Annotated in this window: 2 protein-coding genes; both read right to left on the reverse strand. The window is 75.0% G+C overall.

Annotated features, from left to right (window positions below):
- Nucleotides 1-9: 9 nt before the first annotated feature.
- Complete coding sequence (locus ABZ664_RS33695; protein ID WP_362519244.1) at nucleotides 10-10,506, reverse strand: SDR family NAD(P)-dependent oxidoreductase; 10,497 nt, start codon at nucleotides 10,504-10,506, stop codon at nucleotides 10-12.
- A 49-nt stretch (nucleotides 10,507-10,555) separates the two neighbouring features.
- Nucleotides 10,556-19,954, reverse strand: a complete 9,399-nt coding sequence (locus ABZ664_RS33700; protein ID WP_362519248.1) for a type I polyketide synthase — start codon at nucleotides 19,952-19,954, stop codon at nucleotides 10,556-10,558.

Consider the following 19,954-nt stretch of genomic DNA (forward strand, 5'->3'; position numbering starts at 1 on the left):
TCGCCATCCCTAGGATCGAAGCTCGGAGTCGATGAACCTGAACAGCTCCTCGGCGGTCGCCGGGACCTCCTCGCCCGCCCCCGCGCCCGGTTCCCGCACGGCCGGTTCCCGCACGGCCGGGGCGAGCCGGCCGAGCAGATGGTCGGCGAGAGCGGCCGGGGTCGGATGGTCGAACACGATGGTCGCCGGGAGCCGCAGCCCGGTGGCCTTGCCTAGCCGGTTGCGCAGTTCGACCGCGGTCAGCGAGTCGAAGCCGAGTTCCTTGAAGCTGCGCCCCTCCTCGGCCGCCTCCCCCGGGGCCCGCCCGAGGACCGCCTCCACATACCGGAAGACCGTCTCGGTCATCAGCTCCCCGCGGCGCGCCGGCTCGGTGCCGGCGAGCATCCGCGCCAGCGCGGGCTCGGCGGAGTCGGACCCGCCGGAGCCGTCGGCCTTCGCCGGGAGTACGCGGCCGCGCACCAGGGACCGCAGCGGCGGGGCCGGATCGGGGACCCCCGCCAGCCTCGCGAGGTCCAGCCGGACCGCGGCCAGGGTCGGCTCCGGCGCCGCCATCGCCGCGTCCAGCAGTGCCAGGCCACGTCCCGGTGACAGCGGCAGCAGTCCGGACCGCGCCATCCTGGCCCGGTCGACGGCGGAGAGCGAGCCGGTCATGGTGCTCTCCGACCGCCACAGTCCCCAGGCGATCGAGGTGGCCGGGAGCCCTTCGCGGGTCCTGGCCACGGCGAGGGCGTCGAGGAAGACGTTGGCCGCCGCGTAGGCCGACTGCCCGGCGCTGCCCACGATCCCCGCGGCGGAGGAGAACAGCACGAACGCGGCGAGGTCGAGGTCCCTGGTGAGCTCGTGCAGGTTCCAGGCGCCGTCCACCTTGGGCCGCAGCACCGCGTCGAGCCGTTCCGGGACGAGGTTGGCGAGCGTCGCGTCGTCCAGGACCCCGGCCGCGTGCACCACGGCCGTGAGGGGATGCTCGGCGGGGACCTCCGCGAGCACGCGGGCCAGCGCGCCGGCGTCCGCCACGTCCGCGGCGGCGATCGTCACCTTCACGCCGAGCCCGCCGAGTTCCGCACGGAGCCGTTCGGCGCCCTCCGCGAGGGCGCCCCGCCTGCTCAGCAGCAGCAGGTGCCCGGCGCCGTGTTCCCTGGCCAGGTGCAGCGCGACAAGCCTGCCCACACCGCCGGTCGCGCCGGTGACCAGGACCGTGCCGTCGGCACGGATCGGCCGGGGAATCCGGAGGGCCACCTTGCCCACGTGCCGGGCGAGTCCGAGGTGGCGGACGGCGTCCGGCGCCCGCCCGGCGTCCCAGGAGGTGACCGGGAGCGGCGTGAGGATCCCGCTCTCGAACAAATCCGCGAGGTCGGCGAGCATCCGGCCGATCCGGTCCGGCCCCGCCTCGGCCAGGTCGAACGCCCGGTAGTGCACGCCGTGCCGGGCGCGGACCTCCTCGGGGTCTCGTACGTCGGTCTTGCCCATCTCGATGAACCGCCCGCCGGGAGCGAGCAGTTCGAGTGAGGCGTCCACGAACTCGCGGGCGAGCGAGTTCAGCACGATGTCCACGCCGCGCCCGCCGGTCGCCTCCCGCACCGCCCCGGCGAACGCCAGGTCCCGGGAACCGGCGATCCTGCCGGGGGGCAGTCCGGCCTCTTCGAGAGCGGGCCACTTGGCGGGGCTCGCGGTGCCGAACACGGTCAGCCCCCAGTGGCGCGCCAGCTGGATCGCCGCCCCGCCGACGCCACCCGCGGCGGAGTGCACCAGGACCCACTCCCCCCGGCGGGCGCCGGACAGGTCGCGCAGGGCGTAGTAGGCGGTGAGGAACACCGCGGGCACGGTCGCCGCCTGGGCGAACGAGATGCCCTGCGGGATCGGCACCAGCAGACGGTGGTCGGTGACGGCCTCGGGCCCTATCCCCCCGGAGATGAGACCCATCACCCGGTCGCCGGGACCGATACCGGTCACGTCGTCCCCGACCGCGAGTACCACCCCGGCGCCCTCGGTGCCCAGATCCGCCGCGCCCGGGTACATGCCCAGGGTGAGCATCGCGTCACGGAAGTTCAGGCCGGCGACGCGGACGGCGACTCTGACCTCCTCGCGGCCCAGGGGCCTGTCCTCGACAGGCCGGTACGCCAGATCGTCGGCCACCCCGCTCTCGGCCGCCTCCAGCCGCCAGTTGCCCGCGCCGGACGGTACCGGGTCGCGCCGGCGTCGTCGGAGCCTGGGCACCAGTGCCCCGCCGCCCCTGATCGCGACCTGCGGCTCGCCGGACGCCACGGCCTCCAAGACCTCCGAGAGGGGCGTGGAAGTGGTCTCGGTGTCCACGATCACCACCCGGCCGGGCTCCTCGGCCTGCACGCCGCGGACCAGCCCCCAGACCCCGGCGCCGGCGAGCGCGCCGGCGCGCTCGCCGGGAACCGCCTCCACGGCACGGCAGGTGCGCACCACGAACAGCGTTCCCGCCAGTCTGTCGTCGGCCAGCCCTCGCCGGAGCGTTTCGAGCACCCGTAGCAGGGCGGCTCGGACCGCCTCCGGTACGGGCCCGGCCTCTTCGCCCGCCGAGACGACGAGCACCTCGGGCGCGGGCTCTCCCGCGTCCAGCGCCGCGAGCAGCGCGCCGAGCCCCGGGTGGGCGGCCCCCTCGGCTTCCGCGGTCTCCTCGGCGTTCGCGGTGTTTCCGGCGTCCTCGATGTTTCCGGCGTTTCCGGCGTTTCCGGTGTTTCCGGTGTTTCCGGTGTCCCCGAGGGCGCCGAGGACTCGCACACGTTCGCGCGGCACACCGACGCCGGGGCGCACGGAGTCCCAGGTCAGTTCGTACAGCAGGTCCTCCGTGCCCGCCGCGGCGAGGTCCGCCGGGTCGGCCGCGCGGAACGTCACAGCCTCGATGCCCGCCACTGGGTCGCCCTCGGCCGTGGCCAGGTCGACCGCGACCGTCTCCTCCGCGGTGCGGCGTACGCGCACCCGTACCGTCGAGGGCGCGTCGGCGTACCGGGTGAGGCCGCGCCAGGTGAAGGGCAACCGTACGGCGCCGTCGTCGGGGAACAGGCCCGCGAGCCCGACGGCGTGCAGCGCGGCGTCAAGCAGCGTGGGCGCGACGCGGTACCCGGGCGGGCCCTCCAGGAACACCTCCGCGAGGACCTCCTCCCCCGACCGCCACGCCTCGCGCAGGCCCCGGAAGGCCGGGCCGTAGTGATAGCCCCTGGCGGCCAGGTCCTCGTACAGCCCGCCGACGTCGACGGGCACCGCGCCGGGTGGCGGCCACTCGGCGCGAACCGGCAGGGCGGTGGGTGCGGGGAGCGGAGCGAGCGAGCCCGCGGCGTACACCGTCCACGGCGCACCCAGCGGGTCACCGGTGTCCGCCGGCCGCGCGTGAACCCCGACGGGCCGCAGACCGTCCCGCTCGGCCGGGCCCACGGTCACCTGGATCTCGACCGCGCCGGAGTCGTCGAGCACCAGCGGGCGCCGGAGGGTCAGCTCGTCCACCCGCGCGACACCGGCCAGCTCCCCCGCGTGGCCCGCCAGTTCGGCGAGGACCGCGCCGGGAACCAGGACCGCGCCGTCCACCACGTGATCGCCCAGCCACGGCTGGTCGTCCAGGGAAAGCCTGCCGAAAAGCAGCAGGCCATCCTCGGACGCCGCGCGCACGGCCGTGGACAGTAGCGGATGCGTGACCGGCCGCGCGCCCGCGGGGATCCCGGCGGTGGTCACCGGCGCGTCCAGCCAGTACCGGTGCCGGTCGAAGGCGTAGGTCGGCAGGACCGGCACCCGCCCCGGGCGCTCGCCGAGGTACCCCGGCCAGTCGACCCGGACCCCGTTCACCCATGCCTCGGCCACCGAGATCAGCACCCGTGCCATGCCCCCGTCGTCCCTGCGCAGCGTGCCCAGTACGGCGGGCCGTTCCACCCCGGGGAGCGCCTCCAGGATCTCCTGGACTCCCGTCCCGACGACGGGGTGCGGGCTCACCTCGACGAACACCTCGTGCCCCGCCTCGGCCGCCGCCTCCACCGCGGCCTGCAGCAGCACCGGCCGGCGCAGATTGCGGTACCAGTAGCCGGGGCTCCCGAAGCCGGTACCGTCACCCGGCTCGATCGCCGCGCCGGTGACGGTGGAGAAGACGCCGGCGGTGAACGCGCGGTCCGGCGCGGGCGGGGGCAGGATCTCCAGCAGCTCGGCTTCGAGCGCCTCGACCTGGGGCGAGTGGGAGGCGTAGTCCACGTCCACCGGCCGCACCCGCACGCCCAGCTCCTCCAGTGCCCGCTCCACGCGGCGCACCGCCCCGGCCTCGCCGGCGACGACGGTCGAGGCCGGTCCGTTGAGCGCGGCGACCGACACCGTGTTCCCCGTACTCCCTGCATCCTCCGAGAGCCCGAGATTCTCGAGGACCGCGTGCACCCGCTCCCGCGAGGCCGCGACCGACAGCATCGCCCCGCCGCCCGCGATCTTGCGGATGGCCCGGCTGCGCAACGCCACCACCGCCGCCGACTCCTCCAGTGACAGCGCGCCCGCGGCGAGCGCGGCGGCGATCTCGCCCTGCGAGTGACCGATGACGGCGGCGGGCCGTACGCCGAAGGACTCCCAGAGCGCGGTGAGCCCGGTCATCACGGCCCACAGGACCGGCTGCACCACGTCCACCCGCCCCAGGCCGACGCCGCCGCGCAGCGCGTCCAGCAGCGACCACCCGGTCACCGGGTCGAGGGCGTCGGCGCATTCGCCGACCCTGCGGGCGAAGACCGGGGACTCGGTGAGCAGCGCGCGGGCCATGCCCTCCCACTGCGCGCCCTGGCCGGGGTAGACAAGGACCGGCACGCGCGAGTCCCCGGCGTACCCGCTCACCGCCGACGCCGACGGCGCCCCGTCCGCGACGGCGGACAACCCCGCCAGCGCCTCCTCGCGATCGGCGGCCACGACGACCGCGCGGTGGCCGAACTCGGCCCTGGTGGTCACCAGGGCCGCCGCGACATCGGCGAGGGCGACCCGCGGATACCGCTCCAGGTAGGCGCGCAGCCGCCGCGCCTCGCCTCCGAGCGCGCGCGCCGATCTCGCCGACAGGACGAGCGGGACCGGTCCGCCGAAAGGCTCCGGTGCGGGAGCGGCCTCGGGCGCGGGCGGCTCCTCGATGACGACGTGCGCGTTGGTCCCGCTCATGCCGAAGGCGGAGACCCCGAACCGCCGCGGACGCTCCCCGGCGGGCCAGGGGGTGTTCTCGGTGAGCAGCGCGACACCGCCCCGCTCCCAGTCGACGTGGCGCGACGGCCTGTCGACGTGCAGCGTGCGCGGCAGCGTCCCGTGCTCCAGTGCCATGACCATCTTGATGATCCCGCCGACGCCGGCCGCCGCCTGGGTGTGCCCGATGTTGGACTTGAGCGAGCCCAGCATGAGCGGCGGGCGGTCCCCGCGCGCCGCCCCGTACGTGGCGAGCAGCGCCCGCGCCTCCACCGGGTCGCCCAGGGTGGTGCCGGTGCCGTGCGCCTCCACCGCGTCCACGTCGGCCGGTGAGAGGCGCGCGGCGTGCAGGGCCTCCTCGATCACCCGTTCCTGGGAGGGGCCGTTGGGCGCGGTGAGCCCGTTGCTGGCGCCGTCCTGGTTCACCGCCGACCCCTTGAGCACGGCCAGCACGGGATGCCCGTTGCGCCGCGCGTCCGACAGTCGTTCCACCAGCAGCAGCCCGACGCCCTCGCTGAAGCCCGTGCCGTCGGCGGCGTCGGCGAACGCGCGGCACCGTCCGTCGGGTGAGAGTCCGCGCTGGCGGCTGAACTCCACGAAGGTCGCGGGTGTCGCCATGAGCGTGGCCCCGCCGACCAGCGCGAGATCGCACTCCCCGTCGCGCAGCCCCCGCTCCGCCAGGTGGAGCGCCACCAGCGAGGACGAGCAGGCCGTGTCCACGGTGATCGCGGGCCCCTGCAGGCCGTAGGTGTAGGCGATCCGGCCCGAGGCCACGCTCCCGGCGCTGCCGGTGCCCAGATACCCTCCATACTCGCGCGGGTCGTCCTGCGCCCGGCCGCCGTACTCGGTGTAGATCAGGCCGACGTAGACACCGGTTCGGGAGCCGCGCAGGCCGGCCGGGTCGATGCCCGCGCGCTGGAAGGCCTCCCAGGAGGTCTCCAGCAGCAGCCGCTGCTGCGGATCGGCGGCCTTGGCCTCGCGCGGATTCATCTCGAAGAAGTCCGCGTCGAAGTCGGCGGCCTCGTGGAGGAACCCGCCGTCGCGCGCGTAGGACGTCCCCGGGTTGTCAGGGTCGTCGTCGAACAGGGCGCCCAGGTCCCAGCCCCGGTCGGCGGGAAACGGCCCGACCGCGTCCCCGCCCGATTCCAGGAGCTCCCACAGTTGTTCGGGGGTGCTGACGCCACCCGGGTAGCGGCAGGCCATCGCGACGATCGCGATGGGGTCCTCGGCCGCCCGCCCGCGCCGGGCCACGGCGCGGGACGGACCCTCCGGCGCGGTGCGGCTCAGGTGGCGGGCCAGGGCACGCGGGCTCGGATGGTCGAAGACGAGCGTGCTCGGCAGGCGGCGGCCCAGAAGGCGGCTCAGATGGTCCCTGAGCCGCACCCCCGTCATGGAGTCGAGTCCGAGGTCGCGGAAGGGCCGGTCCGGGCGGACGTCCCGGGCGGATTCGTAGCCGAGGAGGCCGGCGACCGCCCGGCCGACCAGGTCCAGCACCCGCTCCTCCCGCTCGCTCCCGGAAAGCCCCGCCAGCACGTCCACCGGCCCGGCGTCCTCGGGAGCGGCCCGCCCGGGCCCTTCCCGAGAACGTCGCACCGCGCGGTGCGCCCAGGGGACGGAGACGGGAGCGGGGGCCTGCGCCTCGCCGGACCCCTCGGCAGCCGGGCGGACGCGCACCTCCTCGACGCTCAGCACCATCCGGCCCGTGGTGTCGAACGCGGCGAGCGAGAAGGCGTCAGGCCCGGTCCAGGTCAGGCGGACGCGTACCGGGCCCATCGCGGCGGCGTACGACCGTACGCCGCTCCAGCTGAACGGCACGACCGCCTCGGGCCGCTCACCCCGGTCGGAGGCAGCGGCCGCCCGGTCGAGGAAGGCCACCTGCGCCATCCCGTCCAGCAGAGCGGGATGGAGCACGAATCCCTCCCCGCCCGCGCCTGTCCGGCCTCCGTCCCCGTCCGGCGGGGTCACCTCGGCGAACACGCCGCCACCCGAGCGCCAGGCGGCACCCACGCGGCGCAGGCGGGGGCCGTAGTGCACACCCGCGTCGGCCAGGCGGGCGTAGCCGGCGTCCACGTCGACGGGCTCGGCGTCCGCAGGCGGCCACGCCTCCGGGATCCCCATCCGCGCGACGGCGGCGTCGGCGTCGGCGTCGCCCGCGCTCAGCGAGCCCGAGGCGTGCAACCTCCACGGCTCCACAGCGTCTCCGGGGTCCCCGGGGTCCCAGGCGTCCCCGCCTCCCGGCCGGGCGTGGACCGTGAACGTCGCACCCGCGCCGCCGTCCTCGACGTTCACCTCCACCTGGACCTGTACGGGACCGTCCGGCACGTCCACCGGGGCGAGAAGTGCGACGTCGTCCACCCTCGGCAGACCGAGACGCTCTCCGGCCGCGAGCGTCAGCTCGACCAGCGCGCTCCCGACGAGCACCGGACGCTCTCCGAGCCGGTGCTCGCGGACCCAGCCGCCAGGCCCGCCGGGCACACCTCCGGTGAACAGCACCGCCCGCCCGTCCGCCGGCTCCACGACCACCTCCAGGAGCGGGTGCCCCACCCCGGCGGGGCCGGTCGAGAGCGGCGCCCCCTCGGTGCGGGTGTCGAGCCAGAATCGTCGCTCCTGGAACGCGTAGGTGGGCAGGGCGACGCGACCTCCCCGCGCGGCCGCCCCCCACTCGACGCCGAGCCCGGCCGCGAACAGGCTCCCGGCCGAGGTGAGCAGCTGCTCCAGCCCGCCGTCGCCGCGACGGAGCGTGGCCAGCGCGTGCGCCTCCACACCGGCCTCGTCGAAGGTGTCACGCAGCGGGGCCACGAGCACCGGATGGGGGCTGACCTCGAGGAAGCACCGGTGGCCCGCCTCCAGGAGCGCGGTGACGGTCTCGGCCAGGCGAACCGGGCGGCGAAGGTTGTCGTACCAGTACCCGGCACCGAGCGCGCTCGTGTCCATCTCGGCGGCCGTGACCGTGGAGAAGAAACCGACGGCGGACGTCCGCGGGCGAAGACCGGCGAACCGGGCGAGCAGGGGCTCCCGCAGCGGTTCGACGGCCGGTGAGTGGGACGCGTAGTCGACGGGGACGAGCCGCGCCCGCACCCCTTCGGCCTCGCAGCGGGCGACGAGGTCGCGCACCGCGCCCGCCTCCCCGGACACCACGGTCGCGTCCGGACCGTTGACGGCGGCGACGACGATCTCGTCACGGCCGCCGAGCCGGCGGCGTACTTCTCCGGCGGGCAGGCCGATCGACGCCATCGCCCCGCTCCCCGCGATGTCCGAGAGAGCGGCGCTGCGCCGGGCCACCAGCGCCGCCGCGTCGGCCAGGTCCAGGGCTCCCGCGACATGGGCGGCGGCGATCTCCCCCTGCGAATGTCCCACCACCGCGGCCGGTTCCACCCCGAGGGAACGCCACACCGCGGCGAGCGAGACCATCATCGAGAACAGGGCGGGCTGCACCACGTCGACCCGGCCGAGCAGGGTCTCCTCACCGGAGGACACCACCTCCAGCAGGTCCCAGCCGACGTGCGGCGCCAGTGCCTCGGCGCACCGCCGCATCTCGTCGCCGAACGGTTCTGAGGCGGCGAGGAGATCGCGGGCCATCCCGGCCCACTGCGACCCCTGGCCGGGGAACACGAAGACCGGCCGCCCGTTCACCGTCGCCTCACCCCGCACCGCGCGCCGGGAGGGAAGTCCCTGTTCCACCAGCGCCAGTTCCCCGGCGAGCCGGTCGAGGTCGGTACCGACGGCGACCGCGCGGTGGGACAGGTCGGCGCGCCCGGTGCGGAGGCTGTGGGCGACGTCGGCCGGGGACAGGCCCGGATTCTCCGCCACGTGTGCCCGCAACCGGCCGATCTGGTCACGCAGCGCCTGCTCGGTGTGCCCGGACACCGTCCACACCACCGGCGCCGGGGCCACGGTGCCGCCCGTCCGCGAGGACTCCGGCGCCCCGGACCGCTCCTCGGGCGACTCCTCCGGTGACTTCTGCGGGGGCTCCTCCGCGGGCTCCTCGATGACGACGTGCGCGTTCGTGCCGCTGATCCCGAACGAGGAGACCCCGGCCCGGCGCGGACGGTCCCGCTTCGGCCACGCCCTCTCCCCGGTGAGCGGGGCGAGCCCTCCGGCGTCCCAGTCGACGTGCGGTGACGGCTCGTCGATGTGCAGGCTCGCCGGAAGCACCCCGTGCCGCATCGCCATCGCCATCTTCATCACGCCGCCGATGCCCGCCGCGGCCTGGGTGTGCCCGATGTTGGACTTGAGCGAGCCCAGCCACACCGGATCCGTCACCGGACGTGCCCGGCCGTAGGTCTCCATGAGGGCGCCCGCCTCGATCGGGTCGCCCAGGCCGGTGCCGGTGCCGTGCCCCTCGACGGCGTCCACCTCGGCGGGGTCGAGACCGGCGTCGGCCAGCGCGGCGAGGATCACCCGCCGCTGCGCCACCCCGTTGGGCGCCGACAGCCGGCTGCTCGCGCCGTCGGAGTTGACCGCGCTGCCGCGCAGCACCGCGACGATCGGGTGTCCCCTGCGCCGGGCCTCCGAGAGGCGCTCGACGAGCACCAGACCGACCCCTTCCGCCCAGCCGGTGCCGTCGGCCGAGGCGGCGTACGCCTTGCAGCGGCCGTCGGGCGACAATCCGCGCTGGCGGCTGAACTCGACGAACGTCGCCGGGGTGGCCATGACCGTGCTCCCGCCCGCGACGGCCATCTCGCAGTCTCCCCGGCGCACCGCCTGCGCCGCGTAGTGCAGCGCCACCAGCGAGGACGAGCACGCGGTGTCCACGGTGACCGCGGGTCCCTGCAACCCGAAGGTGTAGGCGACGCGGCCCGAGGCGATGCTTCCCGCGCTTCCCGTGCCGACGAACCCCTCGAAACCCTCGGGCGCGCGGACGTGGCGGGAACCGTAGTCGGAGTACATGACGCCGGCGAACACCCCGATCCGCTCCCCCGACAGGGAGCGCGGGTCCATCCCGGCGCGCTCGAACACCTCCCAGGCGGTCTGCAGGAGCAGCCGCTGCTGCGGGTCGATCGTCAGCGCCTCGCGAGGGCTGACGCCGAACAGTTCGGGGTCGAAGTCGGCGGCGGAGTACAGGAAGCCGCCCTCGGCGGCGTAGCTGGTGCCCTCCCTGTCCGGGTCGGGGTCGATCAGCTCCTCCAGCGGCCAGCCGCGGTCACGCGGGAACGGGCCGATCGCGTCGGTCCGTGCCTCCACCAGTCGCCACAGGTCCTCCGGCGACCGGACGCCGCCGGGGTACCTGCAGGCCATGGAGACGATCGCCAGCGGCTCGCGGGCGGCCTGCTCCAGTCGTTCCAGTGCCGCGCGGGTGCGCATCAGGTCGGCCGTGGTGCGCCGGAGGTACTCGCGGAACCTGTCTTCGTTCGCCATCGGTGAACCGCTCCCCGTGGTCGTCCTCGAAAGTGCCCGAGACGTCGGATCAGTCGCTCAGTTCTCGGTCCAGCAGCCCGAACAGCTCATCATCGGACGCTGAATCCACACCAAAGAGCGGCTCTCCCGCGCCGTTCACGGCGGCCTCGCCGGCGTCCAGCGCGTTCAGCGCGGCCCGCAGCGCCCGGACCAGGTCGACGCGACGCCGGTGGCCGGGGTCCAGGTCCGAGGCCGAGGAGACCCAGGTGTCCAGCGCCGTCGTGTCGAACGCGGGCCGGGCGAGGGCGCTGCGCTCCAGCAGGTGCTCCAGCAGGTGCTCGGTCAGTGCCCGTACGGTCGGGTGGTCGAACAGCACGGTCGCGGGAAGCCGCTCACCGACTTCGGTGCCCAGCCGGTCGCGCAGCTCGATCGCCGTCAGCGAGTCGAGACCCAGGTCGAACAGTCCCCGGTCGTCGGGAACCTGCGCCGGTCCCGCGAGACCGAGCACCTCCGCGACCCTGCCGGCGACCGTGTCGCGCACCACGGCGCGCGACACGGTCTCGTCCATGCCGTACAGGCGCCGGGCGAGCGGCACGGCCGCCACGGCGGGCCGGGCGGGGACCAGGCCACCGAGCACGTCGGGAAGATCGTCCTGTCTGCGGGCGAGCGCCACCCGATCGAACCAGGCGGGTACCACCACGGCCAGGCCGCTCGCCAGCGACCTGTCGAGCAGATCCAGCCCCGCGCCGACGGGCAGCGCGCGGATGCCCAGCCTGTCGAGCCTGGTCCGCGCCGCTCCGTCGAGCCCGGCCGCCATCCCGGTGTCCGATCCGGTCTCCCACAGCCCCCAGGCGAGGGACGCGCCCGGCAGGCCCGCCGCCCGCCTGTGGTGGGCGAGCGCGTCCAGGAAGGCGTTCGCCGCCGCGTACCCCGTCTGCCCGGCGTTGCCCAGCACGCCCGCGACCGAGGAGAACAGCACGAACGCCGTCAGCGGCAGATCCCCGGTGAGGCGGTGCAGGTTCCAGGCCGCGTCCACCTTGGGGCGCAGGACCCGTTCCAGCCGCTCGCCGGTCGTGTTCTCCAGCACCGCGTCGTCGAGCGTGCCGGCTATGTGGAACACGGCACCGAGCGGCCTGCCCGGGTCGACACCGGCGAGCAGTGCCTCGGTGGCCGCCGTGTCCGCGAGGTCGCACGCGGCCGTCCGGACCCGCGCCCGGTCGCCGAGTTCCCCGGCGAGGGCGCGCAGCGCCGGATCGGCGTCGCCGCGCCTGCTGACCAGCAGGAGGTGCCGGGCGCCGTACTCGGCGACGAGGTGGCGGACGACCGCGGCACCGAGCGCACCGCCGGCGCCGCTCACCAGCACGGTGCCCGTCCCGAGCTCCGGCGGGGTCCCGGGTGAGCCCGTCACCGCGCGCAGGCGCGGCCGGAACGCCTCTCCCCGGCGGATGGCGAGCTCACCGGGCCTGGCCGCCACCGCGCGCGGCAGCAGCGCGGACGACTCCTCGTGCCCGTCGGCGTCGACGATACTGATCCGTCCGGGGTACTCCCTGCGTGCGGCGCGGACCAGGCCCCACAGCGAGGCCTCCGCCAGCCCCGGCAGCCGGTCGTCACCGTCCACCGCGACCGCCCCGCGCGTCACCACCACCAGATGTGCCTGCTCGGGCAGCGTGAGGATGCTCTCGCGGACCGCCAGAAGGCAGGCGCGGACGGCGGTGGCCGGGTCGTCCCACTCCGCCTCGTAGGAGACCGTGGCGAACGGCAGGTCCAGGCCGTGCCCGCCGGAGGTCAGCACGATCGTGTCCTCGCCGTGCCCGCCGCCCTCCTCGCCCGCCGGCGCCGTGGCGGCCAGCTGCGCGGGGATCCAGGAAAGCTCGTACGGCCGGGCCGCGACCCCGCCGCGTGCCAGGGCACTCTCCTCGACCCTGCGTACCCGTACCTCACCGGCCGACAGCACCGGACGCGCCGCGGCGCCGTCCCTGTCGGCCGCGTCCGCCGCGTTGATCACGTCGAGGGCGAACGTCCCTTCACCGGTGTGCCGGATCCTGACCCGCAGCGGCCCGCGCGGCAGGCCGTGCACGCGCACCTCCCGCCAGGTGTGCGGTACCTGGACGCCTCCCTCCACCGCCTCGCCCGCGTCGGCGATCCACGCGTGCAGGGCGGCGTCGAGCAGCCCCGGGACGAGGTCACCGCCGGTGTCCACCTCGGCGTAGAGCTCGTCCCCGGTCGCCCACAGCGCGCGCAGGCCCTGGAACGCCGGGCCGTAGTCGTACCCGCGCTCGGCGAAGACCTCGTAGATCCCCGTGACGTCCACCGCGCGTGCCTCGGGCGGGCGGTGACCCGACCAGCCGGGTGCGGGGCCGTCACCGTCCAGCACGGCCTCGGCGTGCAGGGTCCACTCGCCGTCGGCCGGTTCCCCGCCGGAGCGCGCGTGCACCCGCACCGTGGCGTCCGTCACCGTGACCCGCAGGTGCACCTCCTCCTCCGCGCCGACCGTGACGGGGGCGTGCAGCGTGAGCTCCCGCACCGTCGCCATGCCGTGCCGATCCGCCAGCCGTCCCAGCAGATCCACGAGGGCGGTGGCCGGGAGGACCGGCGTACCCGCCAGCGCGTGGTCCGCCAGCCACGGCTGCCGCCGCTGGGAGAGCACTCCCGTGTAGAGGGTCTGTGCTCCGTCCGGCACGGCGATCGAGGCGGTGAGCAGCGGGTGGCCCGGATCCTCGGCGCCGATTCCGGCGGCGGTCCCGTCCTCGGCCGGCGGCAGGAGCCACAGGCGCTCCCGTTTGAAGGGGTAGGTGGGCAGCGGAACGATGACGGCATTTCCGCCGTTTCCGGCGTTCCTGCCGTTTCCGCTGTTTTCGTTGTTCTCGCTGTTCCTGTCGTTCTCGCCGTTTCCGCCGAGCAGCGCCCGCCAGTTCCAGGCGACACCCGCGATGAAGGCCCGCGCCACGAACGACCAGAGCGCGAACCCGTCGTCGTGCCTGCGGTCGAGCACGGAGATCGCCACGACGTCCTCTCCCAGATCGTGCTGCCGGACCATCGCGGTCAGCGCGGCGTCCGGCCCGACCTCCAGGAAGCGCGCCGCGCCCAGCTCCCGCATCCGGCCGACCGCGTCGGCGAACCGCACGGTCCCGCGTACCTGGGCGGCCCAGTGCGCGGCCGACCCGAGCGTGTCCGCCCCGCTCTCTCGCGCGGTCAGCGTGGACACCACGGTGCGGGTCCCCGGCACGGCGCGCAGGTCGCCGATCTCCTCGCGGAAGGCCGCGAGCATCGGCTCCATGTGCGCGGAGTGGAACGCGTGGCTGACGGTGAGCGACCTGGTGCGGTGCCCGTTCACCGCCAGGAGGCCCACCAGTTCCTCGACGGCTCCGGTGTCGCCCGAGAGCACCACGGAGCCGGGCGCGTTCACCGCCGCGACGTCAACGCGCGCCCCTGTCTCGGCGATGAGCCGTTCCACGGTCGGCAGGTCGGCCTGGACCGCGGTCATCGCGCCTCCTGCGGGGAGTTCCTGCATCAGGCGCCCGCGGGTCGCGACGAGCGCCACCGCGTCGGGCAGGCTCAACGTCCCGCCGACATGCGCGGCGGTGATCTCACCGACGGAGTGCCCGGCGAGGAGGTCGGCGGGCAACCCCCACGACTCCAGCAGCCGGAACAGCGCGACCTCCACCGCGAACAGCGCGGCCTGGGTGTACCGGGTCTGGTCGATCGGCCCCGCCGCGTCGTGGCCGGACACCACTCCGGCCACGTCCGTGCCGTCCATCCTGCGAAACTCGGCGCAGACCTCGTCGAAGGCCCGCGCGTACGCCGGGAACGAGCCGTACAGCCCGGCTCCCATGCCGACGCGCTGGCTGCCCTGGCCGGTGAACAGCACGGCGGTCCCGCCGCGCGCCGGTGTGCCCGTGAGCACCGCCGGGAATGCCCCGGGCTGCGGCGCGGTGCCGTCGATGAGGTGGTCGAGGCCGATGAGCAGCTCGCTCCGGTCGCGGCCGAGCACCACGGCCCGCCGTTCGAACGCGGTCCGCGTCGTCGCCAGGGACAGGGCGACATCACTGGCCCGCAGAGCGGGGGTGGCGAGCACGTGCCGCTTGAGACGGACCGCCTGCTCCCGCAGCCCGGCCGCGTCACGAGCGCTGAGCACCCACGGCACCACCGCTCCGGCCGTTCCCGCCGCTCCGTCGACGGCGCCGTCGACGGCGCCGTCGCCCGCCACCACGGGCGTCTCCTCACCCGACTCGAGGACGACGTGGGCGTTGGTGCCGCTGATCCCGAACGACGAGACTGCCGCCCTGCGCGGCCCCGGTGTGTCCGGCCAGGCGACCGGCTCGGCGGGCACGGACACGGTGCCGCCCGACCAGTCGACGTGCTCGGTGAGCCTTCCCCGGTGCAGGGTGGCCGGGACCTGCCCGTGCCGCATGGCGAGCACCATCTTGATGATCCCGGCGACCCCCGCGGCGGCCTGCGTGTGCCCGATGTTCGACTTCACCGAGCCCATGAGCAGCGGGCTCCGGTCCTCGCGGTCGCGACCGTAGGTGTTGAGCACCGCGCCGGCCTCGATCGGGTCGCCGAGCCTGGTCCCCGTGCCGTGCGCCTCCAGCACGTCCACGTCCGCGGGCCGCAGTCCCGCGCTGCGCAGGGCACTGCGGATGACCCGCTCCTGGGAGGGTCCGTTCGGCGCCGTGAGGCCGTTGCTGGCGCCGTCCTGGTTGACCGCGGAACCGCGGACGACGGCCAGCACCCGATGCCCGTTGCGGCGGGCGTCCGAGAGCCGCTCCAGGACGAGCAGCCCGACACCCTCACCCCACGCGGTGCCGTCCGCATCGGCCGAGAACGGCTTGCAGCGGCCGTCAGGTGCCAGGCCGCGCTGCCGGCTGAACTCGATGAACGTGGCCGGGCTCGCCATGACGGTCACGCCGCCGGCCAGGGCGAGCGTGCACTCGCCCAACCTGAGCGCCTGAGCCGCCTGGTGGACCGCGACCAGCGACGAGGAGCAGGCGGTGTCCACGGTCACCGCCGGCCCCTCCATGCCGAGGGTGAAGGAGATGCGGCCGGAGGCGACGCTGCCCGCGCTGCCGCTCACCAGATATCCCTCCAGATCCCCGGCGGTACCGCGGCGCTGGTGCACCCGCGCGCCGTAGTCGGAGTACATGACGCCGACGAAGACACCGCTCTGCGTGCCGCGCAGGGCGGCCGGGTCGATCCCCGCGTCCTCCACCGCCTCCCACGCGGTCTGCAGCAGCAGGCGCTGCTGCGGGTCGACGGCGAGTGCCTCGCGCGGGCTGATCCCGAAGAACCCGGGATCGAACTCGGCGGCGTCGCGCAGAAAACCGCCGTGCCGGGTGGAGGAGGTCCCCGGACGCTCGGGATCGGGATCGAACAGATCCGGGTCCCAGCCACGGTCGGCGGGGAACTCCGAGATGGCGTCACCTCCCGAGACGAGCAACTCCCACAGCTCTGCCGGGGTACGCACCCCGCCGGGGAACCGGCACGCCATGCCGACGATCGCGATCGCGTCGTCGGCGGCACCGAGCGGCACGGCCGGGTCCTTCGGCTCGTCCCTTGTTCCGGCGCCCGTCACCTCGTCGAGGAAACGGATCAGGGCGACCGGGTTCGGGTGGTCGAAGACGATCGTTCCCGGCAGGCGGACACCGAGGTCACCGCTGAGCCGGTCGCGCAGTTCCACCGCCGTCAGGGAGTCGAAACCGAGGTCGCTGAAGGAGCGCTCCGGGTCGACCTCCGCGCCGCCGGCGTGCCCGAGCACCGCCGCGACCGCGTCGAGCACCAGGTGGGAGGTGTCCTGCGCCGGCGTGGCCGACGCGTCCGTCGTGTTCGCTGCGTCCGGCGCTCGCCGGACGGCGACGGGGCCGCGGTGCCGTTCCACCGCCCGAGGGTCGAGGTGCGCCGCGACCACCGCGGCGGTGTCCAGCCGCAGGGCACGGTCGAACAGCGCGATCCCCTCGGCCTCGCCCATGGGCTTGATGCCCGCCCTGCCGAGGCGGGCGACGTCGCGCTCGGTGAGCCCGGCGCCCATGCCGGTGCCGATGTCCCACAGCCCCCAGTGGACGGTCACCCCGTGCCCGCCGGCCAGCCGCCTGCGATGGGTGATCGCCTCCAGCGCCGCGTTGGCCGCGCAGTAACCGCCCTGCCCCGCGGTGCCGACGACGCCGGCGACCGATCCGAACAGTACGAACGCGTCGAGTTCTGTGCCGCGCGTGGCCTCGTCCAGGTTGCCGGCGGCCACGGCCTTGGCCTCGATCATCCGGCGGAGCGCGTCGGCGGGAAGCCGTTCGACGGCCGCGTCCTCGACGACGCCCGCGGCGTGCACCACACCGGTCAGCGGGGTGTCCGGCGCGGTCAGCAAGTCGGCGAGGGCGTCCCGGTCGGACGGGTCGCAGGCCCGGATGGCGACGCGGGCGCCGAGTGCGGCCAGTTCGGCCTCGACGTGGGCGGCGTCGGGGTGTTCCTCGCCGCGACGGCTGACCAGCAGGAGGTTTCTCACGCCGTGCCGTGTGACGAGATGGCGCGCGATCCGGCGGCCGAGCGCGCCGAGGCCTCCGGTGATCAGCACGGTGCCACCCGCGGCGCTGCGCGGCCAGGCCGCGCCGTCCGCCGCGGACCCGAACTCGGACCCGAACTCGGACCCGGGCCCGGACCCGGACTCGGCCCTGGTCCTGGTCCTGAGCTCGGAGTCGAGCTCGGCTCCGGCCTCGGGTTCGGGTTCGGGTTCGGGCGACAGTCTGGGGACCCGCGGTACGCCGTCACGGAGCGCGGCCTCGGGCAGTTCGGTGCCGATCGCCGCGAGCAGCGCGGGGTCGGCGATCTCGTCGTCGCCGATGTCCAGCAGTGCGAACCTGCCGGGGTGCTCGGCCCGCGCCGCCCGTACCAGGCCCCACAACGCGGCGGCCGAGGGGCGCGCCGGCTCACCGTCGTCGACGGCGAGACCTCGGGTGAGGAAGACCAGCAGTCCGTCCTCCGCCTCGGCCAGCCAACGCCGGATGGCCTGGCGTGCCACCTCCACCTCGGCGTACGGATCGTCGCCGTCGTCGGTGAGGGCGAGCAGCACGGTGCCGGTGAGCCGCTTGGGGAGAGATCTGTTCACCGTGAGGTCACCGGCCGCGGGCACCGGCGGCGCCACGGCCTCCCAGCGGAGGCGATACAGCCCCGCCGCGGACGGCAGCGGGCGCAGCCGCAGCCGTTCCACGGTCAGCACGGGCTGCCCGTCGTCGCCGGTCAGGTCGATCCGGTAGGTGTCCGGGTCCACCGGGGTCAGATGGGCCCGCACCCTGGTCGCGTGCGCGGCGTGCAGCCGTACCCCGTCCAGGGCGTAGGGGACGCGCCGCGGCCCGTCGATCCCATGCAGCGAGATCGTGTGCAGGACGGCGTCGAGGAGAGCCGGGTGCAGACCGTACCGGGTGGCCTCGCCCCGGATCGGCGCGGGAAGCTCCGCCTCGGCGTAGAGGTCCGCTCCGTTCAGCCAGGCCGCGCCCAGTCCCTGGAACGCCGGCCCGTACTCGTAGCCGTGCTCGGCCAGCAGCCGATAGGTCGCCTCAAGGCCGCCCTCGTCGAGGCGGGCACCGGACTCGAAGGGCGTTGCCGCGCGGCCGGGGGTGATCTCCGCGTCGGCGAGCACCGCGGTGACGTGGGAAGTCCATTCCGTGCCCGCCGCGCGGCCGCGCACGGTGAGCTCCCCTGCCGGGGACACGCTCACCTGGAGCTGGGTCTCCGCGGCGCCGTCCAGCTCCAGCGGCGTGCGCATCACGAAATCGCCCAGCGCGGGGCGGCCGATGCTCGCGCCGATCGCCAGAGCCAGCTCGGCCAGTGCCGCGGCCGGGACGAGCATCCGTCCGTCGACGCGGTGCTCGGCCAGCCACGGTTGTCTGCGCGCGGACAGCGCGCCGGTGAAGAGCCGTGCCCCGTCCGGCAGCTCGGTCGAGGCCGTGAGCAGCGGGTGCGGGGAGGCGTCCAGCCCATAGCTGGCGGGCCGCCCGTCGTCCTCGGTCGGCAGGAGCCAGTAGTGCCGTGTCTCGAACGGGTAGGTGGGCAGGTCCACCAGCCGGCCACCGGCCAGCAGCGGACCGAAGTCGACCGGAACCCCCGCCGCGTGCAACGCGCCCAGCGCGGTCCCGAAGGTGGCCGCCTCCGGCCGGCCTGGCCGTAGCAGGGGTACGGCGAGCACCCCGTCGGCGCTCTCCCGCGCCATCGCGGCGAGCGATCCGTCCGGCCCCAGCTCGGCGAACCGGGTCACCCCTGACCGGTGTGCGGCGCGCACCGCGTCGGCGAACCGCACCGCTCCGCGAAGCTGGGCGACCCAGTAGTCCGGCGCCGACATCTCCCCTTCGCCGGCGAGCGTTCCGGTCACCGTCGAGATGACGGGGAGGCGGGGGGTGTGGAAGGAGAGTCCGGACACCACCCGGCGGAACTCGTCGAGGACTCCGTCCATGTGCGCGGAGTGGAAGGCGTGGTCGACCCTCAGCCGCGCGGCCTTGTGCCCGGCCTCCTTCCATCGCCCGACCAGGCGGTCGATCTCGTCCGCGTCGCCGGAAAGTACCACCGCCGCGGGGCCGTTGACCGCGGCGATCTCCACCCTGCCGCCGGAGGTGGCGGCCAGCTCCGCCGCCTCGGCCTCGGTGGCGGCGAAGGCGGCCATCGCCCCGCCCTCCCCGCCGGACTGCATGAGCCTGCCCCGCGCGGTGACCAGCGCGCAGGCGTCGTCCAGGTCCAGGACGCCCGCGACGTGGGCCGCGGCGAGCTCGCCGACGGAGTGGCCGATCAGGAAGTCCGGCCGCAGCCCATGGGACTCGGCCAACCGGTACAGGGCGACTTCCAGGGCGAACAGCACAGGCTGTGCGTACCGGGTCTGCCGCAGCCGGTCCGCGTCGCCGGTGACCAGTTCCCGCAGGCCGACATGCAGGTGCGGCTCCATCGACGCGGAGATCTCGTCGAACGCCTTCGCGTAGGGTGCGGATGTCTCCAGCAGTTCCGCGCCCATCCCGGTCCGCTGGGTGCCCTGCCCGGAGAAGAGAAACGCGAGGCGCTGGTCGGGAAGTGCGCGTCCGGCCTCGACTCGGGGATGGCGTTCGCCGTCGCGGAGCGCCGCCAGCGCGGCCGCCGCGTTCTCCTCGTCGGCGTCGACGACGGCCCGGTGCTCGAACCTGGGGCGCCTGGCGAGGGTGAGGCCGACGTCGCGCAGGCCGGGCGCCGTGCCCGAGGTGAGGACGTCGTGCAGTGCCGCGGCCTGCGCACGCAGCGCCGTCCCGGTCTTCGCCGACAGGACGAGCGGCACCGGGCCCCCGTCGTCCGGGACCTCCTCAGGTTCCGGGTCGTCGGGTGCCTGTTCGAGGATGACATGCGCGTTGGTCCCACTGATCCCGAACGACGAAACCCCCGCCCGCCGCACCCCACCCCCCCGCGGCCACACCACCGACTCCCGCAACAACTCCACCCCCGACCCCGCCCACCCCACCAACGGCGACAC

Origin of the sequence: Streptosporangium sp. NPDC006930 (assembly GCF_040635605.1) — a bacterium.
GTDB lineage: Bacteria > Actinomycetota > Actinomycetes > Streptosporangiales > Streptosporangiaceae > Streptosporangium.

Coding starts and splice junctions, on each gene's coding strand:
- ABZ664_RS33695 (WP_362519244.1), bottom strand. CDS start 10,506: ATGGCGAACGAAGACAGGTTCCGCGAGTACCTCCGGCGCACCACGGCC.